Source organism: Collinsella sp. TF09-1AT (assembly GCF_003436895.1).
GTDB lineage: Bacteria > Actinomycetota > Coriobacteriia > Coriobacteriales > Coriobacteriaceae > Collinsella.
In genome coordinates this window covers 101434-117767 of sequence record NZ_QSRC01000008.1, presented here as the reverse complement: position 1 = coordinate 117767, position 16334 = coordinate 101434, and the positions used below count along the sequence as shown (strand labels likewise).

The 16334-nt window shown below is 63.6% G+C and carries 17 protein-coding genes and 1 tRNA gene; 15 read left to right on the top strand and 3 right to left on the bottom strand.

Annotation, left to right across the window (positions count from 1 at the left end):
- Nucleotides 1–387: 387 nt before the first annotated feature.
- The 9 genes from hisG (at nucleotide 388) to hisE (ending at nucleotide 8346) form a co-directional block, all read left to right on the top strand.
- Entirely contained in the window at nucleotides 388–2103 is a 1716-nt protein-coding gene (hisG, locus tag DXC90_RS08270) for an ATP phosphoribosyltransferase (RefSeq protein WP_117735549.1), read from the top strand.
- Between the two features lie 105 nt (nucleotides 2104–2208).
- Nucleotides 2209–3645 carry a histidinol dehydrogenase gene (hisD, locus tag DXC90_RS08265; protein ID WP_117735548.1) on the top strand — a complete coding sequence of 479 codons (1437 nt, stop codon included), beginning with the start codon at nucleotides 2209–2211 and terminating at the stop codon, nucleotides 3643–3645.
- Between the two features lies 1 nt (nucleotide 3646).
- Complete coding sequence (gene hisC / locus DXC90_RS08260; RefSeq protein WP_199406654.1) at nucleotides 3647–4762, top strand: histidinol-phosphate transaminase; 1116 nt, start codon at nucleotides 3647–3649, stop codon at nucleotides 4760–4762.
- A complete protein-coding gene (hisB, locus tag DXC90_RS08255; protein ID WP_117735546.1) occupies nucleotides 4763–5350 on the top strand; it encodes an imidazoleglycerol-phosphate dehydratase HisB in 588 nt (195 codons plus the stop codon).
- 80 nt (nucleotides 5351–5430) lie between these two features.
- A complete protein-coding gene (locus tag DXC90_RS08250; RefSeq protein ID WP_117735545.1) occupies nucleotides 5431–6126 on the top strand; it encodes an imidazole glycerol phosphate synthase subunit HisH in 696 nt (231 codons plus the stop codon).
- On the top strand, nucleotides 6123–6866 hold the full coding sequence (locus tag DXC90_RS08245) for a HisA/HisF-related TIM barrel protein (protein ID WP_055252390.1): 744 nt from the start codon (nucleotides 6123–6125) through the stop codon (nucleotides 6864–6866). The genes DXC90_RS08250 and DXC90_RS08245 overlap by 4 nt, the downstream gene beginning before the upstream one ends.
- 3 nt (nucleotides 6867–6869) lie before the next feature.
- A complete protein-coding gene (gene hisF / locus DXC90_RS08240; protein WP_055252389.1) occupies nucleotides 6870–7652 on the top strand; it encodes an imidazole glycerol phosphate synthase subunit HisF in 783 nt (260 codons plus the stop codon).
- Nucleotides 7653–7982, top strand: a complete 330-nt coding sequence (gene hisI, locus DXC90_RS08235) for a phosphoribosyl-AMP cyclohydrolase (RefSeq protein WP_055252388.1) — start codon at nucleotides 7653–7655, stop codon at nucleotides 7980–7982.
- A gap of 46 nt (nucleotides 7983–8028) precedes the next feature.
- Nucleotides 8029–8346 (top strand): phosphoribosyl-ATP diphosphatase, encoded by a 318-nt coding sequence (gene hisE, locus DXC90_RS08230; protein WP_055252387.1) that lies wholly within the window; start codon nucleotides 8029–8031, stop codon nucleotides 8344–8346.
- A 29-nt stretch (nucleotides 8347–8375) separates the two neighbouring features.
- Here hisE and DXC90_RS08225 read toward each other — a convergent pair whose 3' ends face one another.
- Nucleotides 8376–9287: a PHP domain-containing protein gene (locus tag DXC90_RS08225; protein ID WP_117735544.1), complete on the bottom strand. Its 912-nt coding sequence runs from the start codon at nucleotides 9285–9287 to the stop codon at nucleotides 8376–8378.
- Nucleotides 9288–9588: 301 nt separating this feature from the next.
- Between DXC90_RS08225 and larC the strand changes: the two genes are divergently transcribed.
- From larC to DXC90_RS08195, 6 genes are all read left to right on the top strand, one after another.
- On the top strand, nucleotides 9589–10074 hold the full coding sequence (gene larC, locus DXC90_RS08220) for a nickel insertion protein (protein ID WP_233502257.1): 486 nt from the start codon (nucleotides 9589–9591) through the stop codon (nucleotides 10072–10074).
- 57 nt (nucleotides 10075–10131) lie between these two features.
- A complete protein-coding gene (gene yfcE, locus DXC90_RS08215; protein ID WP_117735542.1) occupies nucleotides 10132–10680 on the top strand; it encodes a phosphodiesterase in 549 nt (182 codons plus the stop codon).
- A gap of 2 nt (nucleotides 10681–10682) precedes the next feature.
- Nucleotides 10683–11543: a nucleoside triphosphate pyrophosphohydrolase gene (gene mazG / locus DXC90_RS08210; RefSeq protein WP_117735541.1), complete on the top strand. Its 861-nt coding sequence runs from the start codon at nucleotides 10683–10685 to the stop codon at nucleotides 11541–11543.
- Nucleotides 11544–11730: 187 nt separating this feature from the next.
- Nucleotides 11731–13020: a phosphopyruvate hydratase gene (gene eno / locus DXC90_RS08205; RefSeq protein ID WP_117735540.1), complete on the top strand. Its 1290-nt coding sequence runs from the start codon at nucleotides 11731–11733 to the stop codon at nucleotides 13018–13020.
- Nucleotides 13021–13216: 196 nt separating this feature from the next.
- Nucleotides 13217–13981, top strand: coding sequence for a septum formation initiator family protein (locus tag DXC90_RS09770; protein WP_233502256.1), 765 nt, complete (start codon nucleotides 13217–13219; stop codon nucleotides 13979–13981).
- A gap of 28 nt (nucleotides 13982–14009) precedes the next feature.
- The gene (locus DXC90_RS08195; protein WP_117735539.1) at nucleotides 14010–15011 is read left to right on the top strand and encodes a hypothetical protein; all 1002 of its coding nucleotides are present in this window, start codon (nucleotides 14010–14012) and stop codon (nucleotides 15009–15011) included.
- A gap of 448 nt (nucleotides 15012–15459) precedes the next feature.
- Here the strand turns inward: DXC90_RS08195 and DXC90_RS08190 are convergent.
- Together DXC90_RS08190 and DXC90_RS08185 are read right to left on the bottom strand one after the other, a co-directional pair.
- Nucleotides 15460–15544 (bottom strand) — tRNA-Leu (locus DXC90_RS08190).
- Nucleotides 15545–15575: 31 nt separating this feature from the next.
- Nucleotides 15576–16199, bottom strand: a complete 624-nt coding sequence (locus tag DXC90_RS08185) for a hypothetical protein (protein WP_117735538.1) — start codon at nucleotides 16197–16199, stop codon at nucleotides 15576–15578.
- Nucleotides 16200–16334: the final 135 nt, after the last annotated feature.

Below are 16334 nucleotides of genomic sequence, written 5' to 3'. Positions count from 1 at the left end.
ACCTCAAGTACCGCCGCTACTACCACCAGTTCGACTACTAAGAGCTGGTCGCAGGTCCGATATCTTGGCTGGTTGATATCTCGACCCTACACAAGGGCGTCCGCATTTGCGCGGGCGCCCTTTTTGCGTTGCTGTCGGCGCAGGGTGTCTTCGGCGGAAAGTTCATCCCGGACTTGTGGCTCGGAGTGGGATGCGCTTTCCGACTGGGCTGGGGGAATCGCCAGATTAAGCCGAGGGCCCGCCCCTATGTTTCTAAATGAATACGCTGTGAGCCGAGGGAGACGATTTTCCCCGCAAGCACTCTAGTATGCTAAAGTACCCAGAAGACCGGCGGAGCTATGCCGGTCTTCTGTTCTATGCGAAGCACAGCATGAGGAGGCTCACCAGATGACGGCCACACCGTGGGGATTCCGGGACATATTGCCCGAGGAGGCTCAGGCACGCGAGGAGATCGCATGTACGGTGAAGGGCTGCTTTAGGGAGCATCATTACCTGCCGGTTGAGACGCCGCTGCTCGAGGACAAGGGTTCGCTCGAGGAAGGTGGCCGCATTGCGGACACGCCGTTTAAGCTCTTTGACGATGATGGGCGTTTGCTGGTGGTCCGTCCCGACAACACGTTGCCGATCGTGCGCTTGGTTTCGACCCGCATGCGCGCAGCCGACCTGCCCCTGCGCCTGCGCTACGAGGCGCCGGTGGTTCGCGAGTGCCAGCGCAATGCCGGCGGCTCGCGTCAGTTTACGCAGCTGGGCTTTGAGCTCATCGGTGCGGGCGACGCCGCGGGCGATGTCGAGATTGTCTCGCTGGTAGCCGAGGCCGTGCGCAAGCTGGCGTTGCCCGATGCGCGCATTATCGCAGGTAGCGTGCGTCCTTTTAAGGAGCTGCTCGCGGCGTGCGAGGATCGCGAGCTGGCTGCCGAGGCCCTGCGCTGCGTGCACGCCAATGACTTTGTGGGCCTCGATGCCCGCGTGGCGGCAAGCGCCGAGTCCGAGGCCGTCAAGGCCGCCATTAGCGAGCTGCCGCGCTTGCACGGCGGTGCCGAGATACTCGACCGTGTGGATGCGCTGCTGGAAGCTGCCGGTATCGTCGCGCCGCTGACGCGCGAGCTGCGTGCCCTGGTCGAGGGCCTGGCTCCCGAGGACGCCCAGGTGCTGTCCTTCGACTTCTCCATCATGAACTCTTTTTATTACTACACGGGCCTGGTCTTTAAGGCCTATGCCGGTGGCCTGCCCGATCCGGTGGGTTCGGGCGGTCGCTACGACTCCATCTTTACCGGCGCGTTTGGCGATGGCATCGAGGTACCGGCGGCGGGATTTGCCTTTTCGCTCGAGCGTCTGGAGGCCGCGCACACTTCGGCTGAGGACGCCGCTTCCGACGGCGACCACGCCGCGGGCCGTGGTGCCGAGGGTCCGCTGCGCATCGCCGTTCCCAAGGGCTCGCTTAAGGCCGACACGCTCGACGTGCTCGAGGCTGCGGGCCTGGACGTCTCCGAGTTGCGCGACCCCGGCCGTCACCTGATCGTGCGCGGTCGCGATACGCGTGCCGGCGAGGGCGCGGTCGGCGATATCGAGTTTGTCATCGTGCGACCCAGCGACGCGCCCGCCTTTGTGGGCTGCGGCGGTGCCGACTGCGGCATCTGCGGGTGGGATTCGCTTATCGAGGCCGACCTCAACTTGCTGCAGCTGGTCGATTTGGGTTACGGCCTGTGCACCTTTATTGAGGCTGAGCCCGCTTGGCGCGCCGGTCAGGCCGAGCGCAACTATGCCCGCCGCGGTTCGCTTCGCGTGGCAACCAAGTACCCGCGCATCGCGAGCGCCTGGTATGCCGAGCGCGGCGTGAACGCCGACATTGTTTCGCTGCACGGCAACATCGAGCTGGGACCCATCGTCGGTATGACCGATCGCATCGTGGATATCACCGCCACGGGCGCCACGCTGCGCGACAACGACCTGGTCATCACCGGCCGCATTATGGACTGCACGGCCCGCTTCTTCGTCAACCCGGGTGCCGCGCGCCTGGATCCGCGCGTTCGCAACCTGGCCGATCGCCTGGCGGCTGCCGTGAAGGACAAGCATTTTGAGCCCGTCGCGGGCTCGGCACAATAGCGCGAGCGCGCACGGGCGCCCCCATATCCGGACTGCGGGCCGATTGGTGCCGCTGCCCGGCATCTCGTTTTTCAAACGCAACCTCGACCGATAGGGGATACCGATATGAAGACCATCAAGCTTGCTCCCGGTGAGCGCCTCGTTACCAACCAGCTCAACCGCAAGGGTGTGCTGCCGCAAAACATCGTCGACGCCGCCCGCGATATCGTGGCCAACGTGCGTGTCAACGGCGATGCTGCGGTGCGCGATTACTGCCAGCGTTTTGACGGTGTCGAGCTGCAAAGCTTTCGTCTGCCGCAAGAGCAGATCGATGCTGCGCTCGAAGGCCTCGACCCGGCCTTTGTCGCCGCGCTCGAGAAGGCTGCGCGCCAGATCCGTGAGTTTCACCAGCGCGAGGTCGAGCAGAGCTGGTTTACCACGCGCCCGGACGGCACGATGCTCGGCGTTAAGGTGACCCCGCTTGCCGCGGCCGGCATCTACGTGCCGGGCGGTCGCGCGCAGTATCCCTCCACCGTGCTCATGAACGCTATCCCTGCCAAGGTGGCCGGCGTCAAGCGCGTGGTCATGGTGACGCCGCCACAAAAGGACGGCCTGATCAGCCCCTATACGCTCGCCGCGGCCAAGCTCGGCGGCGTGGACGAGATCTATATGGTGGGTGGCGCCCAGGCCGTGGCCGCGCTGGCGTACGGTACCGAGACCATTCCGCGCGTCGACAAGATCACCGGCCCGGGCAACGCCTTTGTCGCCGCGGCCAAGCAGATTGTCTCGGGCGACGTGGGCATCGACATGGTCGCCGGCCCCTCCGAGGTCTGCGTGCTGGCCGATGCCACGGCCAAGCCCATGGTGGTCGCGGCCGACCTGATGGCCCAGGCCGAGCACGATCCGCTTGCCGCCTGCTATCTGGTGACCTGCGACGAGCAGTTTGCGCGCGAGGTCGAGGCGGGTGTCGACATTCTAGTGGCGCAGTCGCCGCGTGCCGAGATCACGCGCGCCTCGCTCGACAACGAGGGCACCATCGTGGTGGCCGCCGATATGGCTGCCGCCGTCGAGGCCGTGAACACCGTGGCGCCCGAGCACCTGGAGCTGCACTGCAAGGATGCAATGGGCCTGCTTGGCGGCATTCGCAACGCCGGCGCCATCTTTGTGGGCGCTTGGAGCTCCGAGCCGCTCGGCGATTACGTTGCCGGCCCCAACCACACGCTGCCGACCGGCGGCACGGCCATGTTCTCCAACCCGCTTTCGGTGGAGGAGTTCGTCAAGCGCTCGAGTGTCATTTGCTATACACCCGAGGGCCTGCTCTCCGATGCTCCTGCCACGCAGCGTTTGGCCGAGGCCGAGGGCCTGTGGGCGCACGCGCTTTCTGCCGCCCTGCGTCGTCGCGTGCTGGAACAGGGCGAGGATTCCGTGAGCGCCGAGTCGCTGGCGGCGGCCGACCTGACCAAGGTTGCCTGGCCGGGCGACGCCGCGGCGACGGTCGCCGAGGGTGTGGACTTGGCGGCTGCGGGCGCGGATGGCGCTAACGCGACCGGCGGGGAGGCCTAATATGGCCGAGCTCACGCCCCGTATGAAGGAGCTCGTCCAGCCCTACTTGGCCGGCATTGAGCCCTACGATCCCAACTTTACGCCCACGCGCATCAACCTTTCGGCCAACGAGAACACCTATCCCGTGCCGGCTGGCGTGCGCGAGGCGGTCGACGCCGCCCTGGCTGCCACGCCGCTCAACCGTTATCCCGATCCCATGTCCAACGAGCTGCGCGACGAGCTGGCCGCTTGGCATGGTGTGGCGCGCGAGAATGTCTGCGTGGGCAACGGCGGCGACGAGCTGCTCTATAACTACCTGTTGGCGTTTGGCGGCGCGGGGCGGACCCTGCTTAACTGCCCGCCGTGCTTTAGCGAGTACGCGTTCTTTGCGTCGCTCTGTCAGACCGAGGTGCGCGACGTGTGGCGCGACCCGGCAACTTTTGAGCTCGACCAGGCGGCTGTGCTCGCGGCCGCACCCGAGTGCAACCTGGCGATTGTGACCTCGCCCAACAATCCCACGGGCGACGTGGCGCCGCTCGACTTTATCGCGGCTCTGTGCGATGCGTGTCCCGGCATGGTGATGGTCGACGAGGCCTACGTGGAGTTTGCTGACGATTCGTTTGGCGCGGCCACCACGGCGCAAGGGCTTATCGCCGAGCATTCCAACCTGGTGATTCTGCATACGCTGTCCAAGGCGTTCGGCGCCGCCGGCACGCGTCTGGGCTATGTGATTGCGTCACCCGAGGTTATTGACGTGTTCGCGGCGATTCGCCAGATCTATTCAGTCAGCGTGCTGAGCCAGGCCGCGGCGCTTGCCTGCGTGCGTGCCCGCGATGCGTACGCGCCCGTGGTGGCACAGGTTGTATCCGAGCGCGAGCGCGAGCTGTGCGCCCTGCGCGCAATGGCTGCCGAGGGCCTGCCCGTGGAGGCGTGGCCGAGCGCGGCGAACTTTGTGCTCGTGCGCACGCCGCACGCCACACGCGTGCGCGAGCGCCTGCGCGACGAGTATTCAATTTTGGTGCGTGACTTTAGCTACGCGCCGGGGCTTGCGGACTGTCTGCGCATTACCGTGGGTACCCCGCAGGAAAACGACGAGGTGCTGGCAGCGTTTGCCGCGCTGGTGAAGGAGGAGATGTAGATGGGCCGTTATGTCGAGGTGACCCGCAAGACGGGCGAGACCGACATTGTCGTTAGACTCGATCTGGACGGATCCGGCGTGTGCGATATCTCGACCGGCGTGCCGTTTTTCGACCACATGCTCAACGCCTTTGGCCGCCATGGCCTGTTCGATTTGACGGTACATGCGATGGGCGATGTGGAGGTCGACGCGCACCACACCGTCGAGGACACGGGCATTGTGCTGGGCGAGGCGTTTTGCCAGGCACTGGGTGACAAGGCGGGCATTACGCGCTTTGCCGATGCGGCGATTGCCATGGACGAGACGCTCGTGATGGCCGCCGTTGATATCTCGGGTCGCGGGCAGGCCTATTGCGATCTGCCCGTGCCGATCGAGCGCGTGGGCAGCTTTGATACCGAGCTGGCCGTCGAGTTCTTCTATGCCTTTGCGCGCGATGCTAAGCTCACGCTGCATGTGCGCGAGCTGGCGGGCGGCAACTCGCATCACATTATCGAGGCAGCCTTTAAGGCCGTGGGACGCACGATGCGCCACGCCTGCGAGCTTGATCCCCGCGTCCAAGGAATCCCCAGCACCAAGGGCTCACTGTAACCGCCACAAGGGTAAAAACCACCACAAAGGGGACAGGCACCTTCGTGGTGGTTTTGGATGATGGGAAAAGGGAGGGTCGCGTGGGCGAACCGAAGATCGTGGTGGTCGACTACCACAAAGGGAACTTGTCGAGCGTCGTGCGCGGGCTTGCGCGCGCCGGTGCCGCTGCCTGCACGTCGGATGATCCGGAACAGATCCGCAAGGCCGATGGCCTGGTCATCCCGGGCGTGGGCGCGTTCTATGACGCGATCGCCTTTATGCGCCAGAGCGGCGAGGAGGCGGCCGTGCTTGACGCCGTTGCCGCCGGAACTCCTCTGCTCGGCATCTGCCTGGGCCTTCAGCTGTTTTTTGAACGCGGCGACGAGGGCGTGCCGGCGGACGAGGGCGCGGACGACGATGCCTCCGAGCAGGCCGGCGGTCCCTGGGTCGATGGCCTGGGCATTATGCGCGGCTCGTGCACGCGCTTGGAATCGAGTCGCCTGAAGGTGCCGCACGTGGGCTGGGACCAGGTGCACATGACGCCCGCCGGCGCGGCCGATCCATTGCTCGCCGGTTTTGCCGAGGGCGCCAACATGTACTTCACCCACAGCTATGCGGTGGCCGACGATGTCGATGCCGCCGATGTTCTGGCGCGCACGCACTACACGCGGAGCTTCCCGTGCATCGTGCGCCACGGCAACGTGTGGGGCTGCCAGTTCCATCCCGAGAAATCCTCCGCGCTGGGACAGCGCATCCTTAAGAACTTCGTCAACATCGTCGAGGAGGCCGGCCGATGATTCTGTTTCCCGCAATCGATTTGATCGGCGGCAAGGTCGTGCGCCTGGAGCGCGGCGACCGGAGCCGCTGCAAGGTATATTCCGACGACCCCGTGGCCGTTGCCCGCTCCTTTGCCGAGCAGGGTGCGAACTGGGTGCATGTCGTCGACCTGTCCGCTGCCTTTGGCGAGGATGAGGACGCATGCGCTGCCAACTCGACGGCGATCAAGGCTATCTGCGGCGTCGACGGTCTGTCTGTGGACGTGGGCGGCGGCGTCCGCTCGCTCGCACGCATCGACGAGCTGGCCGGCTATGGCGCGCGCCGTATTGCGCTGGGGACCGTGCTGGTGACCGAGCCGGGTTTTGCCGAGGTGGCAGCGCGCGGCTTTGGCGAGCTGCTGGTGGCAGACATCGCCGCCCGTGACGGCCAGGTCAAGGTGAACGGCTGGCGCGATGGCGCGGGCGTGGCGCTCGATGATGCGGTGGCGCAGCTTTCCGAGCTGGGCTTTAAGCATTTGGTGTACACCGACATCGCGCGCGATGGCATGCAGACGGGCATCGACGTGGCGGCGTATCGCCATGTGGCCGAGGTCGCGGGTTTTCCCGTCGTGGCTTCGGGTGGCATCTCGACACTCGACGATATCTGCGCGCTTGCCGCGGTGGGTGAGGATGCTATTGAGGGTGCGATCACCGGTCGCGCGCTCTACGAGGGCAACTTTACGCTGGCACAGGCGCTGGCCGCCGCCCGAGGGGAGGAGTAGCCCATGCTTACCAAGCGTGTGATTCCCTGTCTGGACGTTAAGGACGGCCGCGTGGTCAAGGGCGTCAACTTTGTGAGCCTGCGCGATGCGGGCGATCCGGTGGAGCTGGCGCGCGCCTACGACCGCGAGGGCGCGGACGAAGTCGTGTTCCTGGACATCACTGCGACGAGCGACAACCGTGCGACGACCATTGAGATGGCGGCGCATGCGGCCGAGGAGTTGGCCATTCCCTATACCGTGGGCGGTGGTTTTCGTGACCTGGCGGGCATGCGAACCATGGTGGCTGCCGGTGCCGATAAGGTGTCGCTCAACTCTGCTGCCGTGCGCGATCCGTCGCTGGTCAGCCAAGCTGCCGCTGCATTTGGCAGCCAGGCCGTGGTCGTGGCGATCGATGCCAAGCGTGTTGGTTTGCCCGGTGAGCCGGGAGCCGACAAGTGGGAGGTCTTTACCGCGGGCGGCCGTAACGCCACGGGTATCGATGCGGTGGCGTGGGCCGAGGAAGCGGCTCGTCGCGGCGCCGGTGAGATCTTGCTCACCAGCATGGATCGCGACGGCACCAAGGCTGGCTTCGACCTGGCACTCACCCGCGCCGTGGCGCGCGCGGTGCCGATCCCGGTGATCGCAAGCGGCGGCGTGGGCACGCTCGAGCATTTTGCCGAGGGCGTGATCGAGGGCGAGGCCGACGCCGTGCTGGCAGCAAGTGTCTTTCACTTTGGGACCTTCAGTATTCGCGAAGTCAAAGAATACATGGCCAGCCAGGGAATACCTGTGAGATTGGACTTCTAAATGGAGCAAGTGACAACCGCGGCAGAGCTCAAATACGACGACCGTGGGCTGATTCCTTGTGTGGTTCAGCAGTATGACACCGGTGAGGTGCTTATGGTTGCTTGGATGAACGAGGAATCGGTGGGGCTGACGCTCAAGACCGGGACCACGTGGTTTTGGAGCCGCAGCCGCCAGGAGCTCTGGAACAAGGGCGCGACGAGCGGCAATATGCAGGAGGTCAAGGAGCTCTGGGCCGACTGCGATAGCGATACGCTGCTGGTCAAGGTCGACTCGCCGGGTCCGGCCTGCCATACCGGCAACCGTACCTGCTTCTTTAGAAAACTCGCGTAGGGCGGGCGCTCGACCAGGCGCTTGGCCAACCAGAAAGGATTGAACCATGGGTGTGCGCACCGCGAATGTTCAGGATGGAAATATCGGTGAGACGCTGACGGGGCTCGCCGGGGTGATTCACGGCCGTCGCGACGCATCGCCGCAGGAGAGCTATACCGCTCGCCTGCTGACCGATGTCGAGGACGAGCTGCTCAAGAAGCTTGCCGAGGAGGCGAGCGAGGTGATCATGGCCTGCAAGGATAACGACCACGATCACATCCGCTACGAGGCCGGCGACCTGATCTACCACCTGCTCGTGACGCTCGAGCGCTACGGCATCACCCTCGATGAGCTGGCCGGCGAACTCAACGCCCGCCGTCAATAGTTGTTTAAGAACGTCCCCAACGACTAGTCTTAGGCGAGGGGCGTGGATTCCCATTCGCCGGTGGGGTGGGGGATATCGAAGGCCCGGTAGCCACAGTCGTAGGCGTGTGCCTGGGCCTCACGGATGTTCCAGCAGATGTCGCGGGCACGGTGTGCGTCCGAGCCAAAAGTAATCGGCACCTCGGCGTGGGCAAAGCAACGCAGCAATCCGGTTGCGGGATAGTAGTCGTCCAAGCCCTTACGCGGCGCGGCGGTAGAAACCTCAACGCGGCGGCCCGTGTCGTGGGCGCACTCGGCCATCTGCTCCCAAAAGGGCATGGGGTTAAAGTCGGGCGCAAAGCCCTCTTTCGAAAAACGCATGACTAGGTCGGGATGGGCCATCACGTCAAAGTTGAGCGAGCTCTCGCAGGCGCGGCACCAGTCGTCGACATAGCGCTCCCATACGCCGCGCACGCCTAAGTTTTCCCAAACATGCAGGTTGGTATCGTCGTCAATCCAGCCGCAGAGCGAATCGGGCGTGTCGGGGCGAGCGACGTCCTCTGTCCCCGCCGTGCTTGCGGCGCCTGCCGCAATATCGCCTGGGTTGCCAATCCAATGCACGCTACCCAGGCGTACGATGGCGCCCTGGGACCAGCTCTCAACCAAAGGCTCGCAACCTTGGTACCAATCGCATTCAAAGCCATAGATAAGCTCGAGCTCGGGTGCGATCTGCGCGGCAAGCTTGCGGGCGTCCTCAAAGGCCAGACGATGTACCGGCAAGTCGCTTTCGACAACCTGCACCTCGCAGTTGGCATCCATGCTGGCGGGCAGGGTGAGGTGGTCGGTCGAGACCATGACCCGACAGCCAGCGGCCGCGGCAGCGCGAACGTTTTCCTCAAAGGAGGCATGGCCGTCCGAAAACGAAGTATGGATGTGGCAATCGACCAGCGGGCATGCGGGCATGGCGACTCCTTTGCATTTGGCGAATCCGCTCCATTGTAATGGCGCAACTCTCAAAACGCCGGGCACGTCGGAGGTCGAAATCGATTGGAAAGGCTGCGCGGCGCGCGGTGCGGCCTCGCTTGCGCTCTCAAAACGTGTACGTCAGCCTCCAAAACCGACAAAAAATGGCATATTTGGAGGCTGACGTACACATTTGGATAAGGGCGAGGGCGGCGATGGACGAAAGTCACGTCTGCGCCACGTCCGATGTGCTAGCGTTTGGATGAACAAAACGAGCCCGTGCGGAAAGGACCCGGACCGTATGCAATGCGATAGCAAATCACCGCTGTCCCGCGAGACCGATGCGCCCGAAACCATCGTCAAGCTGGAATGCGACATCGACGATGCGTCGCCCGAGGTGCTCGCCTACGCCGCCGATCGCCTGCGCGAGGCGGGTGCGCGCGAGGTGCACTGGCTGCCCCTCTACTGCAAGAAAGGCCGTCCCGGCTGGCAGCTGCAGGTGATCTGCTCGCATGAGGATATCGAGCGCCTGCAGACGATTATCTTTTTGGAAACCACGACTAATGGCATCCGGCGCCAGGTCATGGAGCGCGTTTGCCTGCCGCGCCGCTTTGAGCAGGTCGCAACGCCTTGGGGCGAGGTGTCCGTTAAGGTAGCCACCCTGCCCGATGGCAGCGAGCGCGCGGCGCCCGAGTACGAGGACTGCGCCCGCCTTGCCCGCGAGCACAGCGTGCCGCTCCAGCGCGTGATGCAGGCAGCTCAGAGCGCGGTACTGCAATTTGAGTAGCACGGGCGAGCGACGCGCCACGCCAACCCTATTTGCCCCATCCCGAAAGGACTTCCCATGAAATGTCTCATCGCCTCCGACATCCACGGCTCGGCATATTGGGCCGAGCGCCTGTGCGACGCCATCGAGTCCGAGCAACCCGACCGCATCGTGCTGCTGGGCGACCTGCTCTACCACGGCCCACGTAACGACCTGCCGCGCGATTACGCCCCCAAGCGCGTGATTCCGCTGCTCAACGCCCTGGCCGACCGCATCATCGCGGTGCGCGGCAACTGTGACGCCGAGGTCGACCAGATGGTGCTCGACTTTCCCGTCATGGCAGACTACGCCACGCTGTTCGACGAGGCCGGCCGCGAGCTGTTCCTGACGCATGGCCACGTCTTTGGCGCCGGCATGCACAACAGCGTCGACCACGCACCTGCGCTGCCCGAGGGCTCCGCGCTCGTCTACGGTCACACGCATATCAAGGTTAACGAGGCAAGCGAGGCGCACCCGGGCCTGTGGCTGTTCAATCCCGGCAGCGTGAGCATTCCCAAGGACGGTACGCACAGCTACGGTATCTATGAGGGCGGTGCGTTCCGCCACGTGATCCTGGAGGAGGAGTAACCATGGCCGAGCATATGGCTCAGCAAAATGCCGAGGGTTCGCGCGACCTGTCGACGCTGGTAGATGCGTCGGCCGAGCTGCAGCATCTGGTGCAGACCATCTGGCGCCTGCGTCAGCCCGATGGCTGCCCGTGGGACCGCGAGCAGACGCATCAGAGCATCGGCAAGAACATGATCGAGGAAGCCTACGAGGCGCTCGATTGCATCGAGGCGGACGACGTGGCGCATCTGCGCGAGGAGCTCGGCGACGTGCTCATGCAGGTTGTGCTGCATGCGCAGATTGCGGCGGACGCCGGTGAGTTTACGCTGGCCGATGTGGCACGCGATATCGACGCCAAACTCATCCGCCGTCATCCGCACGTGTTTGGCGATGTGGATGCCGAGAACTCCGACGAGGTGCTCAAGATTTGGGACGAGGTCAAGCTTGCCGAGAGGGCCGTCAAGGACAAGGCCGTGGCAGCGGGCGAGGCAACGCCCGAGGGCCTGCTCGACGGCGTGCCCACGCATCTGCCGGCGCTGATGCAGGCTCAGAAGGTGTCGCGTAAGGCGGCTGCCGTGGGCTTTGAGTGGGAGACGGTCCAGGATGTGTGGGACGAGGTTGCCGAGGAGCGTGCCGAGTTTGAGGCCGAGGAGCCCGGCTCGCCCGAGCGCGAGATGGAGTTTGGCGACCTGCTCTTTGCCCTGGTCAACGTTGCGCGCAAGGAGGGGATTGACGCCGAGAGTGCCCTGCGCGCCAGTACGGCAAAGTTCCGCCGCCGCTGGGCCGCGATGGAGCAGATGGCAGCCGACGTTCACGTGGATCTTGCCGAGCTTTCGACCCACGGCCTCAACGACCTCTGGGATGCCGCCAAGGCGGAGGAGTAAGACTGCGGGAACGACGGGCTGACATGCCTCATCGTTCCCGCTAAATAATTCGAAAAACAATTGTATCCTTCGGCTAACTTAGGGCATAATGCAAAAAGTGCGACGGCTAACTTACGGAGGCGCACCGACGGTGCGCAGTCGGCCAGTCGCTTGCATCCACTACGTTTCCAAGTGAGAGGGAGACAACATGAGCGATATTTTGGACGTCTACGGTCGTGAGGTGCTCGACAGCCGCGGCAATCCCACCGTCGAGGTCGAGGTCGTGCTCGAGGACGGCAGCTTCGGCCGCGCAATGGTGCCTTCGGGTGCTTCGACCGGCGCCTTTGAGGCCTGCGAGCTGCGCGATGGCGACAAGGGCCGCTACCTGGGCAAGGGCGTTTCGCAGGCCGTCGAGCACGTCAACAACGAGTGCGCTAACGCCGTCGTGGGCCTCGACGCCTTCGACCAGCGCGCCGTCGATGCCGCGCTGATTGCCGCGGACGGTACCCCCAACAAGACCAGGCTCGGTGCCAACGCCATCCTGGGCGTGTCGCTGGCCGTTGCCCGCGCCGCTGCCGAGTCGGCGGGTCTGTCGCTGTACCAGTACCTGGGCGGCGTCAACGCCCACCTGCTGCCCACGCCCATGATGAACATCCTCAACGGCGGCGTGCATGCCGACAATAACGTCGACTTCCAGGAGTTCATGATCATGCCGGTGGGCGCCCCGAGCTTTGCCGAGGGCCTGCGTTGGTGCGCCGAGGTCTACCACACCCTCAAGGGCGTGCTGCACGAGGCCGGCCTGGGCGGCGGCGTGGGCGACGAGGGCGGCTTTGCCCCCAACCTTAAGACCAACGCCGAGCCGTTCGAGTACATCACCAAGGCCGTGGAGAAGGCCGGCTTTAAGCCCGGCGTCGACTTCATGTACGCCATGGATCCGGCCTCGACCGAGTTCTACAACGCCGAGACCGGCATGTACGAGCTCAAGGGCGAGGGTGTGGAGTACACGAGCGCCCAGATGGTTGATTACTGGGAGAAGCTTGTCGACACCTATCCCATCATCTCCATCGAAGACGGCATGGCCGAGGAGGATTGGGACGGTTGGGTCGAGCTTACCCGCCGCATTGGCAACAAAGTGCAGCTAGTGGGCGACGACCTGTTCGTCACCAACACCGAGCGCCTCAAGAAGGGCATCGAGCTGGGTGCCGCCAACGCGATCCTGGTCAAGGTCAACCAGATCGGTACGCTCACCGAGTCGCTCGAGGCCATCGAGACCGCCAAGGAGGCCGGTTACGCCTGCATCGTGAGCCACCGCTCCGGCGAGACCGAGGACTCCACGATCGCCGACCTGGTCGTGGGCGTCAACGCCGGCCAGATCAAGTCGGGCACCCCGTGCCGCAGTGACCGTATCGCCAAGTACAACCAGCTCATCCGCATCGAGGACGAGCTTGAGGGCAGCGCGCGCTACGCCGGCAAGACCGCGTTTTACAACATTCGCTAGACAGACGAGCCTGGCGGGGAGGGGACAGACTCGGCTTTGCCCCGCTCCAGCTAGATGCTACAGAGCGCTATCGGGCGCTGGGCCACACGGCTCAGCGCCTTTTTTATGTCGAGCAAAGGCTGGCGAAGGCGGTGCGCATGCTCGTGCTATAACTAAAGGACTTAGCGCAAACAAACCTCAACCGCACAAGGCGCACATGGATCAGATTTACGACAACAGGTACTATTCCGCCGGTTCGCGCGAGCCGTCGCCTCGCCCTGCGCGCACGGTGCAGCTCGGTGGGTCCGCCTACGCCGGCGCCGACCGCTCCACGCAGCGCCCGACAAGTATCTCGCGCCCCAATGCTCAAGTGAATACTTCGACAGATGGACCAGTACGTCCGACACGTTCGCCGCATTCGTCGCGTCCCTCGGCCCAGACGCACGACAAATCGAGCAGACCTTCGAGCCGTCTTTCGGGCTCGGACTTTATGCGCTACGCCAACGACAATGCGGTGGTCAAGGCGATCTATGACTTTACGCATGGCTCTCTGCGCCTGCTGTTTATCGGTATCGTGGTGGCGCTGGCGCTCGTGAGCCTGTATTTTCCCGTACGCGACCTGTACGTGGCTAAGCGTTCGAGTGATATCTTGGCCAAGCAGGTCGAAATTCGCGAGCAATATAACGACGAGCTGCAAAAAAGCGTCGACAAGCTGCTCTCGGAGGAGGGCATCAAGGATGCGGCGTCCGAGGACCTGGGCCTGGTGATGCCTGGTGAGACTAGGATTGATGTCTTGGGCCTGGACGATGATTCGGACTCGTCGTCGGCTGAAAAGAAGTCGTCGAACGCCAAGAAGGCCAGCGAGGTGGCCAAGGAGATCGAAGAAGTCGGCAAGGACGCGCCGTGGTACATTCAGACGCTCGACATGCTGTTTGGATTTAACGGCGTCGAGGGTCAGACGGTCGCGTCCAGCGGCGAGTAGGCGAGTAACGCCCGGAGGGGAGCCCGCAATGGCAGAGTGCAAACGATATAAGGTGGCCGCGATCGACCTGGGAACGGTGTCGTCGCGACTGGTGCTGGCGCAGGTCGAGGCCGGGGCGATCGTGGAATCGTCCAAGCATACCGAGATCACCGACTTGGGCGAGGGCGTGGACGCGACGGGGCGCTTTTGCGAGGCGGCCGTTGAGCGCGTGCTCGCTGCGTGCCGCATGTTTGTGGACGAAGCCCGTGCCTTTGGGGCCGTGCGCATCTGCACCACATGCACGAGCGCCGCGCGTGATGCGTCCAACGCCGCCCTGCTGCTAGACGGCCTGCGCGAGCTGGGGCTCGAACCGCAGGTGATTCCGGGCGAGGTCGAGGCGCGCCTGACGTTTTTTGGCGTGGCACACGACTTTGCTGGCGAGCGCATCATCGTCGCCGATTCGGGCGGTGGCTCCACGGAGCTCGCGACGGGCGTCTATGCGCCTGAGCGCGGGGTCTTTGCGCTGGAGGGAACGCGCTCACTGGACATCGGTTGCCGTCGCGTGACGGAGCGGTTTTTCTCGGCGCTGCCGCCTTTGGCAGGTGAGCTTGCGGCTGCTGCCGACTGGGCAAACGAGCAGTTTACGGCGTACTTTGAGAGCCTGCCCAACAACTTTGAGCGCGCCGAGCGCTTGGTCGCGGTGGGTGGCACCGTCACCACGCTCGTTGCACTCGTTCACGAGCTGGAGCCGTACGATTCGAGCTTTGTGCACCTGCGCGAGCTTTCGATGGAGCAGGTCTCGACCGCTATCGAGTGCATGTCCGCGCTGGGTGTTACGGGCATTGCCGCATTGCCGGGCGTGCAGTCCAAGCGTGCGGGCGTGATTCTCGCTGGCGCCGTGGTGATTCGCGAACTCATGCGCGCCGGCGGCTACGACACGCTCACAGTAAGCGAGAACAGCCTACTCGCCGGTATGGCAGCAACCATCAACGAGACTCTCGACGGCGCGACCCCCACCATCGCCTGGACCCCCACTCTCAGCACACTCTAAAAGTAGTCTTTTTGGGACGGGGCTTTTTTAGCTACATGGTCCGCCCGAGCCTTTCCGTGAATGAGTTTTCTGGGACGGGGATTAAAAAATCATTGTGTACCTAATGATTTTTTAATCCCCGTCCCAGAAAACTCATTGGGTGGGCGGAAAAGTAGTCAAAAAAGCCCCGTCCCAAATTAGCTGCCCTGCAGTTGACGGCATCTAAAAGAAACGAGCCCGCATCCCAAAGGGACACGGGCTCGTAAACAATACGTGGTAGGGGCGGTGGGACGTCTGCGTATTTGCTTCGCAAATACGCACCGGCTTCGGTCGCCTGCCGGCGCCCTCGCCGGCTCGCTACAAACGCTCCGCGTTTGCTTAACGCTTGCCCCCTCGCGGGTTCGAGCCCCACCGGCGTGCAAAAGAAACGGGCCCGCATCTCTGGGAGATACGGGCCCGTAAAAGCCAATGGTAGGGGCGGTGGGACTCGAACCCACAATCCTTGCGGCGAGAGATTTTAAGTCTCCTGCGTATGCCAATTCCGCCACGCCCCCGTGAGACTAGAAGTCTAGCACAAGCCGTCCGTTACGCGTTGACGGCCATCGAGTGTTGGCCCGACTTCTCCAGGAACTCCTGGAACTTGGCCTCGTCGCCCTTGTTCTTGTACTGCAGGGCCAGCAGGTACTCCAGGCGGCAGCGCTTGACCGGGTCGTCGCCGACATCCTCGAGCATGCGCTCCAGTTCGGGAATGTCGTTGTGGCGCTTGAGGATCATCGTGTCGTACATCAGCTGACACTCGTGCGCGACTGCCTCGGCCTGACCGCCCTCAAAGCCCTTGATCTCGTGCAGCAACTCCTTGGACTTTTTGCGGTCCTCCTGGCCAACGTAGTAGTTAAAGGCCTTAATTACCAGGTCGACGCGCTGCATCTTGGGCAGGTTGAGCCCCAGCAGCAGGTCGAACATCTCGTTGGCGTGCTCGTGGTCCTCGCGCAGCAGATAGGAGTTCAGGCGCAGGTAGTCGCGGTTGTAGCGCGGGTACAGCATGCTGGTGAGCTTGCCGTCGAGCAAACGATCGAACTCGTCCCACTGTTTGGCGGCCATCAACTGCTGCAGGCGCTTAAACGTGGTGCGTTTTTTGATGCTAAAGAACACCGACACGGCGATACAAATAATGACGACGGCGGTCCAGAGTGTGCGGGAATCGGGCATATTGAGCTCCTCGGTCGCTCATAAAACAGGCGGTATGACAACACGTACTAGATGTATTATACGCAGCGCGCAGGCAAACTGGTACAAAAGTGCATCGAGGCCGAGCACCATCGCTCGCTGCGGTACACTTACCTA

What these genes read in the sequence shown, in the direction of transcription:
- mazG (WP_117735541.1), top strand. Translation starts at nt 10,683, where the DNA reads ATGGCCGAGCATATGGCTCAGCAAAATGCCGAGGGTTCGCGCGACCTG.
- yfcE (WP_117735542.1), top strand. Translation starts at nt 10,132, where the DNA reads ATGAAATGTCTCATCGCCTCCGACATCCACGGCTCGGCATATTGGGCC.
- DXC90_RS08245 (WP_055252390.1), top strand. Translation starts at nt 6,123, where the DNA reads ATGATTCTGTTTCCCGCAATCGATTTGATCGGCGGCAAGGTCGTGCGC.
- hisI (WP_055252388.1), top strand. Translation starts at nt 7,653, where the DNA reads ATGGAGCAAGTGACAACCGCGGCAGAGCTCAAATACGACGACCGTGGG.
- DXC90_RS08195 (WP_117735539.1), top strand. Translation starts at nt 14,010, where the DNA reads ATGGCAGAGTGCAAACGATATAAGGTGGCCGCGATCGACCTGGGAACG.
- hisC (WP_199406654.1), top strand. Translation starts at nt 3,647, where the DNA reads ATGGCCGAGCTCACGCCCCGTATGAAGGAGCTCGTCCAGCCCTACTTG.
- hisD (WP_117735548.1), top strand. Translation starts at nt 2,209, where the DNA reads ATGAAGACCATCAAGCTTGCTCCCGGTGAGCGCCTCGTTACCAACCAG.
- hisE (WP_055252387.1), top strand. Translation starts at nt 8,029, where the DNA reads ATGGGTGTGCGCACCGCGAATGTTCAGGATGGAAATATCGGTGAGACG.
- hisG (WP_117735549.1), top strand. Translation starts at nt 388, where the DNA reads ATGACGGCCACACCGTGGGGATTCCGGGACATATTGCCCGAGGAGGCT.
- larC (WP_233502257.1), top strand. Translation starts at nt 9,589, where the DNA reads ATGCAATGCGATAGCAAATCACCGCTGTCCCGCGAGACCGATGCGCCC.
- DXC90_RS08225 (WP_117735544.1), bottom strand. Translation starts at nt 9,287, where the DNA reads ATGCCCGCATGCCCGCTGGTCGATTGCCACATCCATACTTCGTTTTCG.
- hisF (WP_055252389.1), top strand. Translation starts at nt 6,870, where the DNA reads ATGCTTACCAAGCGTGTGATTCCCTGTCTGGACGTTAAGGACGGCCGC.
- DXC90_RS09770 (WP_233502256.1), top strand. Translation starts at nt 13,217, where the DNA reads ATGGATCAGATTTACGACAACAGGTACTATTCCGCCGGTTCGCGCGAG.
- DXC90_RS08185 (WP_117735538.1), bottom strand. Translation starts at nt 16,199, where the DNA reads ATGCCCGATTCCCGCACACTCTGGACCGCCGTCGTCATTATTTGTATC.
- hisB (WP_117735546.1), top strand. Translation starts at nt 4,763, where the DNA reads ATGGGCCGTTATGTCGAGGTGACCCGCAAGACGGGCGAGACCGACATT.
- eno (WP_117735540.1), top strand. Translation starts at nt 11,731, where the DNA reads ATGAGCGATATTTTGGACGTCTACGGTCGTGAGGTGCTCGACAGCCGC.